The following is a 14467-nucleotide window of genomic DNA, read 5'->3' as shown; positions in this document are numbered from 1 at the left end:
GCGAACCTCAGAACGGTGCCACGGCGTCATAGATCCGATGTCCCCATCCAGGCTGCTGCACGTCCGACAGATTTCCGCGACCACCATAGGATACCCGCGCCTCCGCGATCTTCTCGTAGGAGATCGTGTTGGTTCGCGAGATGTCGCGCGGACGCACGATGCCGCCGACATTGAGCACGCGCATCTCGGTGTTGACGCGGAACTCCTGCGAGCCGCTGATCATCATATTGCCGTTCGGCAACACGTCGGTGACGATCGCGGCGATGGACAGCTTGATGTCCTCGGTGCGGTCGATCTGGCCGTTGCCCTTGATCTGGGTGTTGGTGCTGAGGTTGGCGGTGGCCTCGCCCTTGTCGGCCCATCCGGCGACGTCCATCAGCCAGTCGAGCCCGAACTTGATCTGCGAATCGCGCGAGCGGCCGGTCTTGTTGTCGAGCTTGGCCTTGTCCTGCATCGAGATGATCACCGTCACGACGTCGCCGGTGCGCCGAGCACGGGGATCGCGATAGAGATCGGTGCCGTCGTCCCAGGTCGAGCGATAGCTGACCGGCGTACGCACGCGGGGCGTCACCGGGATCGGGTCGGCCTGGCTCCGCAGGCCGCTGCCGACCGGCGACAATCGCGGACCGTTCAGGACTTCCGCCGGATCACTGACGCATCCGGCAAGCATCAAGAGCGGCAGGATGAGGATCAGGTTCTTCATCTACTTCGTCTTTCCGTCGTCCACGCGGCGCATTCCGCCGAGCAGGTCGGCGAGGTGCGCGGCGCGCGCCGTATCCATCTCGTTGAAGATCGCGCTCGAGTTCCTCGGGCTGAGCTTGGCGAGCACGGCGGCGGCGGTCTCGTCCGCCATGCCGGCGATCTGGGTGGCGGCAGCATCCGGCTTCATGCGCGAATAGATCTCGACGACCTGCGCCTCGGCCTTCTTCAGGAAGTCGTCGCGCAGCGCCATCCATTTCTCGTATTCGGCGCGTTTGGCCTCGACCTCGGCGATGCGCTCGCGGAGCTGGTTCTCGGCCTTTTCCAGCTCCTTGAGCTGCCAGGCCAGTCTCGCATCGACGGCGGGATCGGCCACGTTGCTGCAGAACAGGGCGATCTCGTTGTCCGCGGTCGCAGCGGCCTGCGGCGGTGCGGGCTTTGGCGGCGCCGTGACGCTGCCGGGCTTGGCCGGACGTACGGGCGCGGGTGCAGGCGCCGGTGCCGGTGCAGGCGTCTCGGAAGCCGGCACCGCACCGGTGATCGCCGGTCCGGTATCTTCGGCCGCCCATGCCGTCGCCCGGATGGACGCGTTGTCGCCCGGGACCGGCGTGCGCGGCTTCTGCGGTCCGGGCGCGCGGGCGCGCGCGAAGGAGAGCAGGTTGAGCGGCTTCGACGACTTGGCCTCATCCAGCGCCAGCACGGGCGAGGCGCCCGCGAGCGCCGCGGCCGCGACCAGGAGGAGGAGTTTGGCTTTGTGATCCAGCTTCAGCATCGGGCCGCGTGCGATTCTCGGTCGAGACCTCAGCATTGAGCGACCAAGCTTGCACGACGCTTATGCATCATTGGACGATGACATCGGCCTGGAGCGCGCCGGCCGTCTTGATCGCCTGGAGGATCGCGATGATGCCTGATGGCTTGAGGCCGATCTGGTTCAGCCCGCGCACCAGGCGCTGGAGATCGACACCGCTCAGGATCGCCACCTGCGAGCCGGCCTCGTTAGCCTCGACCACGGTCTGCGGAACGACCACGGTCTGCCCGCGCGAGAACGGCGCCGGCTGCGACACCACGGGCATCTCGGTGACGCGGACCGTCAGATTGCCGTGCGTCACCGCGACCGTCGATATCCGCACGTCCCGTCCGATCACCACCGTGCCGGTGCGCTCGTTGATCACCACCCGCGCCGGCGTGTCCGGCTCGACCGTCAGTTCGCCGATTTCGGCGAGGAAACGCACCGGACCGATATGGCGCGGCTTCGACAAGACGATGGTGCGGTAGTCGCGCTCGAACGCGATCTGCGCGCGATAGCGGCCGCCGGCGTAGCGGTTGATCGCATCGAGGATGCGCGTTGCGGTGACGAAGTCCGGGTTCTTGAGCTCCAGCACCAGGAATTCCATCTCATGGAGGCTTCCCTGCACCTCTCGCTCGACCAGCGCGCCGTTCGGAATGCGGCCCGCGGTCGGGGTGCCCTGGCTGACGTTCTGCGCCTGACCTCCCACGCTGTAGCCGGCGACCGTGACCGCCCCTTGCGCCACCGCATAGACCGCACCGTCCGCCGCGCGCAGCGACGTCATCACCAGCGTGCCGCCGAGCAGCGAGGTCGCATCGCCGAGCGACGACACCGTCACGTCCATCCGCTCGCCCGCCCCGATCGAAGGTTGCAGGTCCGCGGTCACCATCACGGCCGCGACGTTGCGCGTGCGCAGGGTGGTCGGACGCGCGGGATTGGTGGTGCTCGTGGTCTCGTTCCTGACATTGATGCCCATGTTCTCGAGCATCGATTGCAGGGACTGCTCCGTGAACGGAGCGTTGCGAAGCGTGTCGCCGGTGCCGTTCAGACCGATGACGAGGCCGTAGCCGACGATCTGGTTTTCGCGCAGCCCCTTGATGTCCGCGATGTCCTTGATGCGGACGGCGGCCTGGGCGCTGGCGGCGGAAACGATAAGGACGAGCGCAAGCAGGAGCCTGGTCATGATCCGTCCACGACCTTGACGGTGCCGTCCGGCTGGACGACGCCCCTGATGATCACGCCGGTGTCGGTGTTTCGCACTGGAATCAGCGCGCCGGCGGCGCCCGATTGCATCGCCGAGCCGTAGGTGACGATCGACAGGCCGCTGTCTTCGACGACGACCTTGACCATGGCGCCGCGGGCGACGGTCCAGGGGTCTTCGACCGAGTTGGTCGGGATGGGCTGGCCCGGCAGCAGCGCGCGCCGGGCCATGCGGCCGACCAGGACCTGTCGTCCCTCGATGAACATGGCGACGCCGAGTAGGTTCGGCGCGAAGGTGCGCTCCGTGATCATGTCGTCCCGGATCAGCTCGCCGGCGCGGATCGACACGGCCGGCACGGGAAGCCGCTTCTCCTCGGCCGCAGCGACGCGCGCCGAGACGAGAACCAGCAGCACGGCGGCCAACCCGCGCACGATCAGGCCCACCCTGTTCAACATGGACACACCGGAACTAGCGAAGGCCCTTCGATACGGTCGAGGCCATTTCATCCGAGGCCTGGATGACCTTGGCATTCATTTCGTAGGCGCGCTGCGCCGATATCAACTCGGTGATTTCCTTGACCGGATCGACGTTCGAGGCTTCGAGATATTGCTGGTTGATCTTGCCGTAACCGGAATCGCCCGGCAGGCCGACGACGGGCGTGCCGGACGCCGTCGTCTCGCGGTACAGATTGCTGCCGAGCGGCTCGAGGCCCGCCTCGTTGGCGAAGTTGGCGAGGTTGAGCTGACCGATCTGCCGCGGGTTCACTTCCGTGTCCAGCTTGGCGAACACCTGCCCGGTCTGGTTCACCGTGACCTGAACGGTGCCCTGCGGGATCGTGATCGCGGGATCCAGCAGATAGCCGTCCGTCGTGACGAGCTGGCCGTTAGGATTGGGGCTGAACGCGCCGGCACGGGTGTATTGCACTTCGTTGTTCGGGCCCAGCACCTGAAACCAGCCGCGGCCGTTGATCGCGAGGTCGTAGGGGTTGCCGGTCTGCGTGAGCGTGCCCTGAATGTGCAGCTTGCGGATCGCCGTCGACTTGACGCCGAGGCCGAGATTGGAGCCTTCGGGGATCGGCGACGAGCCGTTGACGTTGGCGACGCCCTGCATGCGGTCCATCTGGTAGAACAGATCGGTGAACTCGGCGCGCGCCCGCTTGTACGACGTCGAGTTGATGTTGGCGATGTTGTTGGCGATGACTTCGATATTGGTCTGCTGGGCATTCATGCCCGTGGCCGCAATGGCAAGCGATTTCACAATGTGACTCCTTCAGATCAAATCGACATACGAACGACTTCTTGGTAGGCCTGCACGACCTTGTCGCGAACCGCGACCGCCGTCTGCAAGGCCTGCTCGGCCGACATCAGCGCCTCGACGACGCGCCGCGTCGATTCCTTGCCCTGCATCGCCGAGATCGACGCTGCCTCGCCCGCCTTCAGCGTGCCGATCGCGTCCGTCGTCACCTGCTTCATCACCGAATCGAAGCCGACGTCGCCGCCGGACTGGATCGCGGTCGGCGCCGCAGGCGAGATCGCCTGCGCCTCGGTTGCGCGGCTCGCCGCCTGGCCTGCGGAGATCGCCGTGGACGAAATTGCCTCAAGCATTGTCAGCTCCTCAGAAGGTCGATGGTCATACCCAGCATCGACCTCACCTGTTTCACGACCTGGAGATTGGCCTCATAGGACCGGTTGACTTCCCGCATGTCGGCCATCTCGATCATCATGTTGACGTTCGGCAGCTTGACGTAGCCGGACTTGTCGGCGGCGGGATGCCCCGGATCGTACTCGACGCGGTACGGCGTGGTGTCGACGCCGACCTCCTTGACTTTCGCGAGCTGCGCGCCCGAGGCACGGTCCAGCGCGGCGTCGAAGGTGATCGTCTTGCGCTGATACGGATCGGCGCCGGCGGTCCGCCCCGTCGAGGTCGCGTTGGCGAGGTTTTCCGAGACGATGCGCATGCGCGTCGACTGCGCTTCGAGCCCCGAGCTCGCGACCGTCAGGGAGGCGCTCAGTGAGTCCAGCATGTCAATTCACCTCAGGTCTTCGTGCTCGACAGCAGCATGCGGTGGAACGACCGCACGACCGCCGAATTCATCGAGTAGTCGCGATTGACGTCGCTGCCCTTGATCATTTCCTGCTCGAGGCTGACGGAATTGCCGGAGTGGACCACTTCCCAGCTGTCGTTCTTGGCGGTCGCGCGCGTGTCGGTCTCGGCCGGGGAAAGCTGCATGTGCGTCGGCGACGTCGTCGCGAGCCGGACCGGCATTCCGTCGAGCACCTTGTTGAACGGCTCGACGTCGCGCGCCTTGAAGCCCGGCGTATTGGCGTTGGCAACGTTGGTGGCGATGGTCGACTGGCGGAGTTCGAGATGCCGCGCTTGCGACGATGCGAGTTCGAAGAGATAAAGCGGTCCCACGACAGCCCCATTCTGGTCCATTCGAGAAGGACCCTAGGGCGTTAAGCTTTCGTCAAGCTGTTGGGCGAAGCACCATCCTCGGAAATCTACTGGACCTTCTCGGGCCGCGTCGTCTGCTTCGACTGCAGGAAGTAGATGATCTCGGCGACGGGCCGGAAGAATTCGGCCGGAATCACCTGATCGACCTGAACGGCCTCGTAGAGCGCGCGCGCCAGCGCCTTGTTCTCGATCACTGGGATCCTGTTCTTCTCGGCGACTTCGCGGATCTTCAGCGCGATCACGTCCATGCCCTTGGCCACCACGAGCGGCGCCGGGTTTTCCTCGCGGTTATAGCGCAGCGCGATCGCAAAGTGCGTCGGGTTCGCGATCACCAGCGTCGCGCGCGATGCGGAGGCGATCATCCGCTGTCGCGAGCGGTCGCGCGCCAGCGAGCGCAGGCGCGCCTTGATCAGCGGATCGCCTTCGGCCTGCTTGTGCTCGTCCTTGATTTCCTGCTTGGTCATACGCAGCTGGCGCCGCCAGTGGAAGCGCGCCCAGGCGAGATCGATCGCGACCAGCACGATGGTCGCGATGCAGATCGCCGAGACGATCCGCATCGCGATGCTGAGAATCATCTCCGGCAGCGCGACCGGATCGGTGTACATCGCCTCGAACGCCCTTGCCTCGGACGAGCGCAGCACGAAGGCGACGACGGCGGTCACCGAGGCGAGCTTGAACAGCGACTTGGCGAACTCGACGAGGCCCTGCGTTCCGAACAGCCGGTTCCAGCCGCTGATCGGGGAGATTCGCGAAAGGTCCGGCATGATGCGCTGGAGCACCAGGCTGGGCGCGTTTTGCAGCAGCGACGATGCCAGCCCGAACACGAGCAGGATGACCACCAGCGGCACCAGGAATCGCAGCGCCTCGAGTCCCACCACGGTGAGGAGGTTCTGCGCGTCCGCCCCGGTGCTGAGCGGGAAGCCCTCCGGATCGTCGAGGAGGTTCTTCAGGGTCGGCGTCAGTCGCTGCACGCCCTGACCGATCAGGAACATCTGAATCACCATCAGCGCCGCCATCGACGCGAAGATGGAAGCCTCCCGAGAGACCGGGATTTTGCCCTCTTCGAGCGCATCGCGGACTTTCTTCTCGGTCGGCTCTTCTGTCTTGCTGTCCTGATCGGATGTTTCTGCCATGCCCGTTCAGCGGTCAGCGGAAGACCAGCTCATCCTCCTGCTCGGGGTTGAGCTCGATTTCGCCCTTCTCCGCGAGGTCGAGCGCGAGATCGGTGATCACGCGCCGCGCCTCCAGCACGTCGCGCTGGTTCGACGGCTCGCCGATGGCGAGCTCGTGCTCGACGACGCGGCGGACGCGCGATGCGACCGAGGACAGGATCAGCTCGCGGAAATGCTTGTCGGTCCCCTTCAGTGCGACGACGATGCGATCGGTCGGCACCTGATCGAAGATCATGGTGCGCGCCTTCGGCGTCAGGTGGATCACGTCGTCGAAGGTGAACAGCAGCTCCTTCAGCACTTCGGCCGACTTCGGCCGCTTCTCCGACAGGCTCTTCAGCATGTCCTCGATGTGGCCGCGCTCCATCTTGTTGATGATGTCGGCGACGCGGGCATAGGTGTCCGCACCGAGGTTGCGGGCGAAGTTCAGCGTCAGATCCTCGTGCAGCGTCTTCTCGAGGACCCTCATCGCATCGTCGGCGATCGGCTTGAGGCTGAGAACGCGCCGCATCAGCTCGTTGCGCAGGCTCGAGGGAAGCTGACTCATGACCTTGGCGGCGCAGGCCGGCTTGACCTTGGACAGGATGAGGGCCGCGGTCTGTGGATGCTCCTTGGAGAGGTAGCTCGCGAGCGAGTTTTCCGACACCGACGAGACGCGGTCCCACACCGACCGGCTCGAATTGCCAAGCAGGTCCGACATGATCGCCGAGACCTGGTCGGCGGGAAGCACGTCGCCAAGCACGGCCTCGAGGCCGCCGAGCGTGCCGAGAATGTTGGCACCCATCGAGAACTGCTGGGCGAACTCCTCGACGATCGACTCAAGCTCCTGCGCGGTGATCGGCCGCAGCTCGGCCGCGGCCTTGGTCACGATGCGGATATCCTGCGGCTCGAACTGCGCGAGCACGCTCGCGGCCGCCTGCCGGCCCATCGCCAGCAGGAGCGCCGCGACCTTTTCCGTACCACCCAGCGCGGCAACGCCTCGCTGCTTGACGGGAGCGATGCCCACCTGTGCCGCCATGGTCAGGTATCACCCTGCCCCAGCGGTCCAACGATCTCCGTGAGCGAGACACCGAAGCGGGAATTGTCCTCTTCGACGACGACCACCTCGCCGCGGGCGACGATACGGCCGTTGACGACGACGTCGACGGGCTCGCCGACCCGGTGATCGAGCGGAACCACCGCGCCGCGCCCGAGCTTCATCAGGTTCGCCACCGGAATGGTCGCCGAACCCAGCACCACCTGCATGGTGACGGGAATGCGCAGGATGGCATCGACATTGGCGAACTTGCCGCTCTCCTCGGCCGTGCGCGCGGCGATCTCGGCCAGCCGCTCCAGCGGAGACGTCTCGGTCTCTTCCGATGCAGATGCAGACTCATAGTCGAAGGATTGCGCCATGTGGTATCGCCTCTTGGTATTTCCGCTCCCGGCGCGCCGCGGCGTTCCGGTCGTTTTTGGTTCGCCGGCCTCGGCTTCAATGCTTGTTCACGTCGGCGCCGCCCGCGGTCGCTGCGGATGCAAGTCCGCTCCTGGCGTCGAGCGCCGCGATCGCCTCATTGGCCTGGTCGATCTTCGTGCTCAGCACGTTGGCGAGCCGTCCGAGATTCGCGGTCGAGTCGTGCGCTGCGGTGATGACCGTATCGAAGGCGCCCGCCGTCTCGTGAACGATGGTCGAGAATTCGCCCTGGTAGCTGCGCAACCGCGCCAGCTCGCGGTGCATCCGCGTCACCCGCATGCTGGTGAAGGCAAGCGCAATCAGCAGCACCGCATCAACGAGATAGGATATCATCGACGAACTCCCGTTTCTGATCCACGGGATCTGCCACCTGCATGGCGTAATAGCCATCGAGCTGGCCGATCTGACACCAGAACAGCACCTGGTTGTTGCTTTCGAGGCGGGCCAGCGTGCGCGGCGTGGCTTCGAGCTCGAGCACCTGCCCGACCTGGAACTTCACGACGTCGCCGAGGGTCACCATCTTCTCGTCGAGCACCGCGCTCAACGTCACTTCGGTGCGGTGGACCTCGCTCTCCATCTGCTCGCGCCAGCGCGGATCGGACGCACGGCCGTCGCTGACGACGACGTGGGCGAGCTTCTGGCGCAGCGGGTTGAGCGCGGAGTGCGGAATGATGAGGAACATCTGGCCGCCGCGATAGAGCGCCTGCAGCATGATGTTCGCGCAGATCGACATGTTGCCGCTCCGCCCGATCGCCAGCGAGGCCATCGCGGTTTCGACCCGCTCGACACGGAAGGTGACGTTGGAGGTGCCGGCGAAGGCGGATTGCAGCGCCTTGGCGAAGCGGTCGAACAGGGCCTGGACCAGGCGGATCTCGATGTTCGAGAACGAGCGCTCGACGTCGAGCGGCGGTTCGGCGCCATCGGAGCCGAACATCGCCTCGACCATCGTGAACACGAAGTCGCGGTCGAGCATGATGATGATGCGGGAGTCCCACTGCTCGGCATAGAGCACGGCGGCGACCGCATTGGCCTCGTAGTCCTTGATGATGTCGCCGACCCGATCATTGGTGATGCCGTTGACCGAGAAATAGCAGGGTGTTCCCGCCATCGGCTGCAGGCTGTCGGTGCAGGATGCCGCCATGCGATCGAAGATCACATTGAGCATCGGCATGCGCTCGATCGATATGCCGGCCGCGTCCAGCAGGTAGTTCGGCAGCTGCTTCCGCTGATCGACTTCGACGTCTTCCATCGTCATGCGCGCGCCGCCTTCGGCTCAACGTCGGCCACGACGGCTTTCGGACCCGCGATCGTCTCGTTCTCGACCACGTCGATCGAGGGCCGCTCGCCGCTCGAGATCATCTTGCGACCGTGCTCGACCGCGATCTGCGGCATGGCGCCGTTCATGAATGCCAGCAGCGTCTGCTTGACGATGATGTAGGGCCGGCACTTCTTCTCGCGCGTCATCTTGATCTTGATCGCGAAGGGCGAAATGATGCCGTAGGACAGGAAGATGCCGGCGAAGGTGCCGACCAGGGCCGCACCGATGAAGCCGCCCAGCAGCTTCGGCGACTGGTCGAGCGCGCCCATCGCCTTGATGACGCCGAGCACCGCGGCGACGATGCCGAGCGCCGGCAGCGCCTCAGAGACCGTCACCAGCGAATGGTAGGGCGCCAGCTTGCCCTTCACGATGGTGTGGATCTCCTCGTCCATCAGCGCTTCGATCTCGTGCGTGCGCGCATTGCCCATGATGATGAGACGAACATAGTCGCAGATGAACTGGAGCAGCGACGGGTCGCCGAGCACGCTCGGGAACGCCTTGAAGATCTCGGAGGACGCGGGATCGTCGATATGCGCCTCGACCTCGTTGCGGCCCTTGCCCCGCAGCTCGCGCATCAGGGCATGCAGCGCCCCGAGCAGGTCGAGATAGTAGCGCTGACCCGGCACCGCGCCGGTGATGGCCTGCATGCAGGCGACCCCGGTATCCACGACCGTCTTCCACGGATTGGCAACGATGAAGGTGCCCACCGCGGTGCCCACGATGATCACGAACTCCCACGGCTGCATGAGCACAGCCAGATGCCCGCCCATGGCGGCAAATCCGCCGAGCAGCGCCGCCACCGTGATGAAAATCCCCACGAAACTGAGCAACGCGCAACTCCATCGCCGATCCCACCGGGAATATCTAGTCGGCGACGCTTGCGCGAAGCTGGCTTCCCGCATCGCCAGCCTCACGCAAGCAATTCGCGGCAGCTTGGGACGCAGTCGCAATTGCGGCCAAAGAGGCGCGGGTCATGCTATCCACCATCGCGGACTACACCAGATTGACCCAGGACCTGGGCAAGTCGATGACGCAGGTCGCGAAGCAGCCGGATGTCAGCCGCGAGACCGATTACTTCCTCGGCCATATCGGCAGCGTGAAGACGATCGACGACTTCCTGAAGGACTATCGCCTCTACACCTATGCGATGAAGGCCTATGGCCTCAGCGACATGGCCTACGCCAAGGCGTTCATGCGCAAGGTGCTGACCGAGGGGGTCTCGGACAAGGACGCTTTCGCCAACAAGCTCACCGACACCCGTTACCGCGAGTTCGCCACGGCCTTCAATTTCGCCGCCCTCGGCGCCAACGCGACCTCGACCACCGCAGCCACGACCGGCACGGCCACCCAATACGTCACGCAGACGATGGAGCAGAAGGCCGGCGACCAGAACGAGGGCCTGCGGCTGGCGCTCTATTTCACCCGCAAGGCTTCCACGATCACGAGCGCCTACCAGATCCTCGCCGACAAGGCGCTGACCCAGGTGGTCCAGACCGCGATGGGCTGGTCGCCGACGATCAGTTCGTCCGACATCGACGCCCAGGCCAAGATGATCACGGACAAGATCGACCTGACCGATTTCCAGGACCCGACCAAGGTCACCAAATTCGTGCAGCGCTTCGCGGCAATGTGGGATGCGACCCAGGCCCAGAGCGACAACTCGACCAACCCCGCGCTGGTCCTGATCGGCAGCGCGGCGACGTCGGCCAGCCTGGATACCGACATGCTCGCGACACTTCAGAACATCAAGTTCAACAGGTAAATCATGCAATCGGCTCTCTATGTGGGATTGTCGGCCCAGGTCGCCCTCGAAAAGCGCCTCCAGACGATCGCCAACAACGTCGCCAACGTCAACACGGCGGCGTTCCGCACCGACGTGGTGAAGTTCGAGACCGTGCTGTCCAAGGCCGGCGCGAACCCGGTCGCGTTCTCCTCGCCCGGCGACAACATCATCTCGCGCGAGACCGGCAGCATCACCGAGAGCGGCAATCCGCTCGACGTCGCCGTGGTCGGTCAGGGCTGGCTCGCCTTCGCCGGCCCGAACGGCACCGTCTATACGCGTGACGGCCGCCTCCAGATCGCCGCCAACGGCGACCTTCAGACGGTGGCCGGCTTCCCCGTCATCGACGCCGGCGGCGCGCAGATCACGCTCGACCCGAACGGCGGGCCGGTCTCGATCGCCCGCAGCGGCGCGATCACCCAGGACAACAACGAGATCGGCACCATCGGCCTGTTCAACATTCCCGCTGACGCCAGTCTCGAACGCTACGGCAATTCGGGGGTCACGCCCGACCGGCCTGCGACCGCCATCGCCGACTTCTCCCGCGACGGCTTCAAGCAAGGCTATGTCGAGGGTTCCGGCGCCAATCCGATGATGGAATTGACCAAGCTGATGGCGGCCTCGCGCGCCTTCGACGGCACCAATTCGATGATCGAGGGCACCGAGAGCTCGCTTCAGAACGCAATCCGGACGCTGGGCGAGCCCGGCAAGTAGAGTGCGCCTCGCGCGCAATGAGGGTGGACGGTTTCCTTGAACGCTCTTCGGCAACTGGAGTGGGCGCTGCTGGAGCTTCAGCAGAGCACTCCCCTGGCAAGCGTCAGCGGCGCGATCTCCGAGATCGCGCCGACGCATTTCCGTGTCTCCGGCCTGTCGCGCTTCGTCAGGCTCGGTGAACTCATCGGCGTCAACTCCGGCGGCAAGCCGCAGATCGGCGAGGTGGTGCGGATCGACAGCGAGGGCATCATCGCCAAGCCGTTCGACCGGCAATTTGCCGGTGGCCTCGGCTCCGTCGCCTACCGGATGCCGCCACTGTCTTTCGCGCCCGATCCGAGCTGGAAGGGCCGCGTCATCAACGCGCTCGGGGCCCCGCTGGACGGACAGGGACCGCTGACGCCGGGATCGCGGCCCGTCTCGGCGGAGGCCGAGGCGCCCTCGGCCATGAAGCGCGCGCGCGTCCACAAGCCGCTGCGCACCGGCGTGCGCGTCATCGACCTGTTCGCCCCGATCTGCGCCGGCCAGCGCGTCGGCATCTTTGCCGGCTCGGGCGTCGGCAAATCGACGCTGCTGGCGATGCTCGCCCGCAGCCAGGGCTTCGACACCGTCGTGCTGGCGCTCGTCGGCGAACGCGGCCGCGAGGTGCGCGAATTCATCGAGGACGTGCTGGGCGCCAACCGCAATCGTGCGGTCACCATCGTATCGACGGGCGACGAAAGCCCGATGATGCGGCGCTTGGCGCCGAAGACGGCCATGGCGGTCGCCGAATATTTCCGTGATCGGGGCGAGTCGGTCCTGCTGGTGGTCGATTCGATCACCCGTTTCGCCCACGCTGCCCGCGAGGTCGCGCTCGCCGCCGGCGAGCCCGCGGTCGCGCGCGGCTGCGCGCCGACGGTCTTCACCGACCTGCCGCGCCTTCTGGAGCGCGCCGGCCCCGGCGAGGAGGGATCCGGCACCATCACCGGGATCTTCTCCGTGCTGGTCGACGGCGACGATCACAACGAGCCGATTGCCGACACCATCCGCAGCACGCTCGACGGGCACATCGTGCTCTCCAGGCACATCGCCGACCAGGCGCGCTATCCGGCCGTGGACGTTCTGGCCTCGGTCTCCCGCCTCGCCCACAACGTCTGGGACCCCGAAGAGCGCGAATTGGTGAGCAAGCTGCGTACCATGATCGCCAAATACGAGGACACGCGCGATCTTCGCCTGATGGGCGGATACCAGTCGGGACGTGATTCGGGCCTCGACCAGGCGATCGACCTGGTTCCGAGGATCTACAGCGCGATGCGGCAAGACGCATCGGCTCAGCCGAGCGCCGATCCGTTCCGCGAGCTGAGGGACATGCTCAAGGGCGATTAGCAGGCAAGACGGCGCAGGACGCGCCCTGCTCATTATTTCAACAGCCGGTCCGCGCATGCAGCCACGCTGCCGGCGCATGCACACCCATCGCCGCCACCGCGGTCCGTCGTCAGCGCATCAACCGTTCGGATGAATGATCGGGCGGCCGCGATGGAAGCGGCTGAGGGATGACACCGCGACCGCGGCCGCAACAACCGCCGCGTGTAATCCCTGCAAATTCCCTCGGCGATTCTCCGGACTCATCGCACAAGTTGTGGATGACTCATCAACGCAATCGCCCTTTGTCATGCACAAGCTTCGATCAACTTGCATCGACGGCGGACAATTACGTGCCCTGCAATCAAACCGTCGTATAACTGCGGGCATGCTCGTAGGACTCCGTATTGCGTTCACTATCATGTGTCCCTAAGAGCGAGATTGTCTTGAACGTTACATTCATCTGCAACGACATCCAGTCTCCGTGAGTGTCTCTACTTGATTTTGTTGAGAAGGTCATTCATCGTTTCGGTGGAATATCAAGAAACGTCTTCTCGTGACTTGTACTCAGAGGCTTCGGTTGAACAATTCCGGTCCATCGTCCGTTCGTGGCGGCAACTCGGGCTCCCGCGCGACGACGACGCGATTGGCATGCCCTCCGCGAGCCGGCCTCTCGCTCCGGACGACGCGACGCACGCTGATCCAGGTCGGGCGCGTTGCAGTCCGTGCCGTCGAGCAGGAATCGGGCACGACGTGCTTCTCGGACATCTCCGGAGGTCTGACGTCTTCCGAAGCATTCACGAACCACGGCGCAAGGCGGCTTCGGGACGCCGCAGACGAAGTTCCGGGGACGAGGTAAATCCATGCCGTTGGCACGAGAAGCCGTCGAGCTGCTGGTCCAGGCGGCGAGGGCTTGGTATTTCGAAGGCAACCAGCATGGATTGCGCGATCGGGAATGGATGGCGCTGCGCTTTCTCCACCGCGCCAACAGGTTTTCGCGCACACCGTCCGCGCTCGCCGGCTTCATCGGCGCCACCAGGGCGACTGCATCGCAGATCGTGAAGACGCTGGAGAGCAAGTCCTTCCTGGTGCGAAAGCCCTCGCACGAGGACAAGCGTTCCGTGGTGCTCCACGTCACCGCGCAGGGCGAGAAGTGCCTGAACCAGCACGACCCGATCAACCACGTGTTGAATGCGGTCACGGCGCTCGGAACCGACGAGTGTCTCAGGCTGCGCGACTCGCTGCGGGAGATCCTCAATCACCTCGACGCAGCTCACCAACGGCTCGACGCCAGCATCTGCCGGGACTGCATGTTTCTCGCCGAACGCGGCCCTGGCATCGGCCAGGTCGCCGCGAAGGGGCGCGCAACCGCAGAATTCATGTGCCGGCTGTATCGCGCCCCCGTCTCGCTCGAGGAGACCGAGCTGCTCTGCACCAGTTTCGAGCGCACCCGCGACCGCCCGAAGATCGAGGAGCATCTCGACCGCGCGCGCGTGGCGAGCCAGGGATGAGGCGAAGGCCCGCAGCCTGAGCGCAACGTCCGCACGGATCGCG

At 65.2% G+C, this 14467-nt stretch carries 18 protein-coding genes; 4 read left to right on the top strand and 14 right to left on the bottom strand.

Going from position 1 to position 14467, the window contains the following annotated elements:
• Positions 1-7: 7 nt before the first annotated feature.
• The 14 genes from flgH to motA form a co-directional block, all read right to left on the bottom strand.
• Entirely contained in the window at positions 8-703 is a 696-nt protein-coding gene (gene flgH / locus XI08_RS40265) for a flagellar basal body L-ring protein FlgH (protein ID WP_271578694.1), read from the bottom strand.
• Positions 704-1471 carry a hypothetical protein gene (locus tag XI08_RS40260; RefSeq protein WP_271578693.1) on the bottom strand — a complete coding sequence of 256 codons (768 nt, stop codon included), beginning with the start codon at positions 1469-1471 and terminating at the stop codon, positions 704-706.
• A 67-nt stretch (positions 1472-1538) separates the two neighbouring features.
• The gene (gene flgI, locus XI08_RS40255) at positions 1539-2669 is read right to left on the bottom strand and encodes a flagellar basal body P-ring protein FlgI (protein ID WP_027546111.1); all 1131 of its coding nucleotides are present in this window, start codon (positions 2667-2669) and stop codon (positions 1539-1541) included.
• Positions 2666-3142: a flagellar basal body P-ring formation chaperone FlgA gene (gene flgA / locus XI08_RS40250; protein ID WP_271578692.1), complete on the bottom strand. Its 477-nt coding sequence runs from the start codon at positions 3140-3142 to the stop codon at positions 2666-2668. Before flgA ends, flgI begins: the two co-directional genes overlap by 4 nt.
• Positions 3143-3155: 13 nt before the next feature.
• On the bottom strand, positions 3156-3944 hold the full coding sequence (flgG, locus tag XI08_RS40245; protein WP_135175745.1) for a flagellar basal-body rod protein FlgG: 789 nt from the start codon (positions 3942-3944) through the stop codon (positions 3156-3158).
• 17 nt (positions 3945-3961) lie between these two features.
• Positions 3962-4291, bottom strand: coding sequence for a flagellar hook-basal body complex protein FliE (locus tag XI08_RS40240; RefSeq protein ID WP_135175746.1), 330 nt, complete (start codon positions 4289-4291; stop codon positions 3962-3964).
• Positions 4292-4293: 2 nt separating this feature from the next.
• Entirely contained in the window at positions 4294-4710 is a 417-nt protein-coding gene (flgC, locus tag XI08_RS40235; RefSeq protein ID WP_027546108.1) for a flagellar basal body rod protein FlgC, read from the bottom strand.
• Positions 4711-4721: 11 nt separating this feature from the next.
• Complete coding sequence (gene flgB / locus XI08_RS40230) at positions 4722-5123, bottom strand: flagellar basal body rod protein FlgB (protein WP_271578691.1); 402 nt, start codon at positions 5121-5123, stop codon at positions 4722-4724.
• A 65-nt stretch (positions 5124-5188) separates the two neighbouring features.
• A complete protein-coding gene (gene flhB, locus XI08_RS40225) occupies positions 5189-6274 on the bottom strand; it encodes a flagellar biosynthesis protein FlhB (protein WP_027546106.1) in 1086 nt (361 codons plus the stop codon).
• Positions 6275-6287: 13 nt separating this feature from the next.
• Positions 6288-7328, bottom strand: a complete 1041-nt coding sequence (locus XI08_RS40220; protein WP_027546105.1) for a flagellar motor switch protein FliG — start codon at positions 7326-7328, stop codon at positions 6288-6290.
• A 2-nt stretch (positions 7329-7330) separates the two neighbouring features.
• Positions 7331-7705 (bottom strand): flagellar motor switch protein FliN, encoded by a 375-nt coding sequence (gene fliN / locus XI08_RS40215; protein WP_011089617.1) that lies wholly within the window; start codon positions 7703-7705, stop codon positions 7331-7333.
• 76 nt (positions 7706-7781) lie between these two features.
• Positions 7782-8096, bottom strand: coding sequence for a hypothetical protein (locus XI08_RS40210; RefSeq protein WP_027546104.1), 315 nt, complete (start codon positions 8094-8096; stop codon positions 7782-7784).
• Complete coding sequence (locus XI08_RS40205; protein WP_271578690.1) at positions 8077-9018, bottom strand: flagellar motor switch protein FliM; 942 nt, start codon at positions 9016-9018, stop codon at positions 8077-8079. The genes XI08_RS40210 and XI08_RS40205 overlap by 20 nt, the downstream gene beginning before the upstream one ends.
• On the bottom strand, positions 9015-9911 hold the full coding sequence (gene motA, locus XI08_RS40200) for a flagellar motor stator protein MotA (protein ID WP_271578689.1): 897 nt from the start codon (positions 9909-9911) through the stop codon (positions 9015-9017). The genes XI08_RS40205 and motA overlap by 4 nt, the downstream gene beginning before the upstream one ends.
• A 143-nt stretch (positions 9912-10054) precedes the next feature.
• On the opposite strand from motA, the gene XI08_RS40195 reads away from it, so the two are divergent.
• The 4 genes from XI08_RS40195 (at position 10055) to XI08_RS40180 (ending at position 14424) form a co-directional block, all read left to right on the top strand.
• The gene (locus tag XI08_RS40195) at positions 10055-10843 is read left to right on the top strand and encodes a DUF1217 domain-containing protein (RefSeq protein WP_271578688.1); all 789 of its coding nucleotides are present in this window, start codon (positions 10055-10057) and stop codon (positions 10841-10843) included.
• A gap of 3 nt (positions 10844-10846) precedes the next feature.
• A complete protein-coding gene (gene flgF, locus XI08_RS40190) occupies positions 10847-11575 on the top strand; it encodes a flagellar basal-body rod protein FlgF (protein ID WP_027546100.1) in 729 nt (242 codons plus the stop codon).
• 36 nt (positions 11576-11611) lie between these two features.
• The gene (gene fliI, locus XI08_RS40185) at positions 11612-12937 is read left to right on the top strand and encodes a flagellar protein export ATPase FliI (protein ID WP_271578687.1); all 1326 of its coding nucleotides are present in this window, start codon (positions 11612-11614) and stop codon (positions 12935-12937) included.
• Between the two features lie 839 nt (positions 12938-13776).
• Entirely contained in the window at positions 13777-14424 is a 648-nt protein-coding gene (locus tag XI08_RS40180; protein WP_271578686.1) for a MarR family winged helix-turn-helix transcriptional regulator, read from the top strand.
• Positions 14425-14467: the final 43 nt, after the last annotated feature.

Origin of the sequence: Bradyrhizobium sp. CCBAU 11361 (assembly GCF_028128935.1) — a bacterium.
GTDB classification, from domain to species: domain Bacteria; phylum Pseudomonadota; class Alphaproteobacteria; order Rhizobiales; family Xanthobacteraceae; genus Bradyrhizobium; species Bradyrhizobium niftali.
Note: the sequence above shows the minus strand (reverse complement) of the source record. Positions and strands in the feature narration are given on the sequence as shown.

Excerpts from the sequence above, each read along its gene's own strand:
- fliN (WP_011089617.1), bottom strand. The coding sequence starts at position 7,705 with ATGGCGCAATCCTTCGACTATGAGTCTGCATCTGCATCGGAAGAGACC.
- XI08_RS40195 (WP_271578688.1), top strand. The coding sequence starts at position 10,055 with ATGCTATCCACCATCGCGGACTACACCAGATTGACCCAGGACCTGGGC.
- flgF (WP_027546100.1), top strand. The coding sequence starts at position 10,847 with ATGCAATCGGCTCTCTATGTGGGATTGTCGGCCCAGGTCGCCCTCGAA.
- XI08_RS40180 (WP_271578686.1), top strand. The coding sequence starts at position 13,777 with ATGCCGTTGGCACGAGAAGCCGTCGAGCTGCTGGTCCAGGCGGCGAGG.
- XI08_RS40260 (WP_271578693.1), bottom strand. The coding sequence starts at position 1,471 with ATGCTGAAGCTGGATCACAAAGCCAAACTCCTCCTCCTGGTCGCGGCC.
- flgI (WP_027546111.1), bottom strand. The coding sequence starts at position 2,669 with ATGACCAGGCTCCTGCTTGCGCTCGTCCTTATCGTTTCCGCCGCCAGC.
- flhB (WP_027546106.1), bottom strand. The coding sequence starts at position 6,274 with ATGGCAGAAACATCCGATCAGGACAGCAAGACAGAAGAGCCGACCGAG.
- XI08_RS40205 (WP_271578690.1), bottom strand. The coding sequence starts at position 9,018 with ATGACGATGGAAGACGTCGAAGTCGATCAGCGGAAGCAGCTGCCGAAC.
- XI08_RS40210 (WP_027546104.1), bottom strand. The coding sequence starts at position 8,096 with ATGATATCCTATCTCGTTGATGCGGTGCTGCTGATTGCGCTTGCCTTC.
- flgA (WP_271578692.1), bottom strand. The coding sequence starts at position 3,142 with ATGTTGAACAGGGTGGGCCTGATCGTGCGCGGGTTGGCCGCCGTGCTG.
- XI08_RS40240 (WP_135175746.1), bottom strand. The coding sequence starts at position 4,291 with ATGCTTGAGGCAATTTCGTCCACGGCGATCTCCGCAGGCCAGGCGGCG.
- XI08_RS40220 (WP_027546105.1), bottom strand. The coding sequence starts at position 7,328 with ATGGCGGCACAGGTGGGCATCGCTCCCGTCAAGCAGCGAGGCGTTGCC.
- flgH (WP_271578694.1), bottom strand. The coding sequence starts at position 703 with ATGAAGAACCTGATCCTCATCCTGCCGCTCTTGATGCTTGCCGGATGC.
- flgB (WP_271578691.1), bottom strand. The coding sequence starts at position 5,123 with ATGGACCAGAATGGGGCTGTCGTGGGACCGCTTTATCTCTTCGAACTC.
- flgC (WP_027546108.1), bottom strand. The coding sequence starts at position 4,710 with ATGCTGGACTCACTGAGCGCCTCCCTGACGGTCGCGAGCTCGGGGCTC.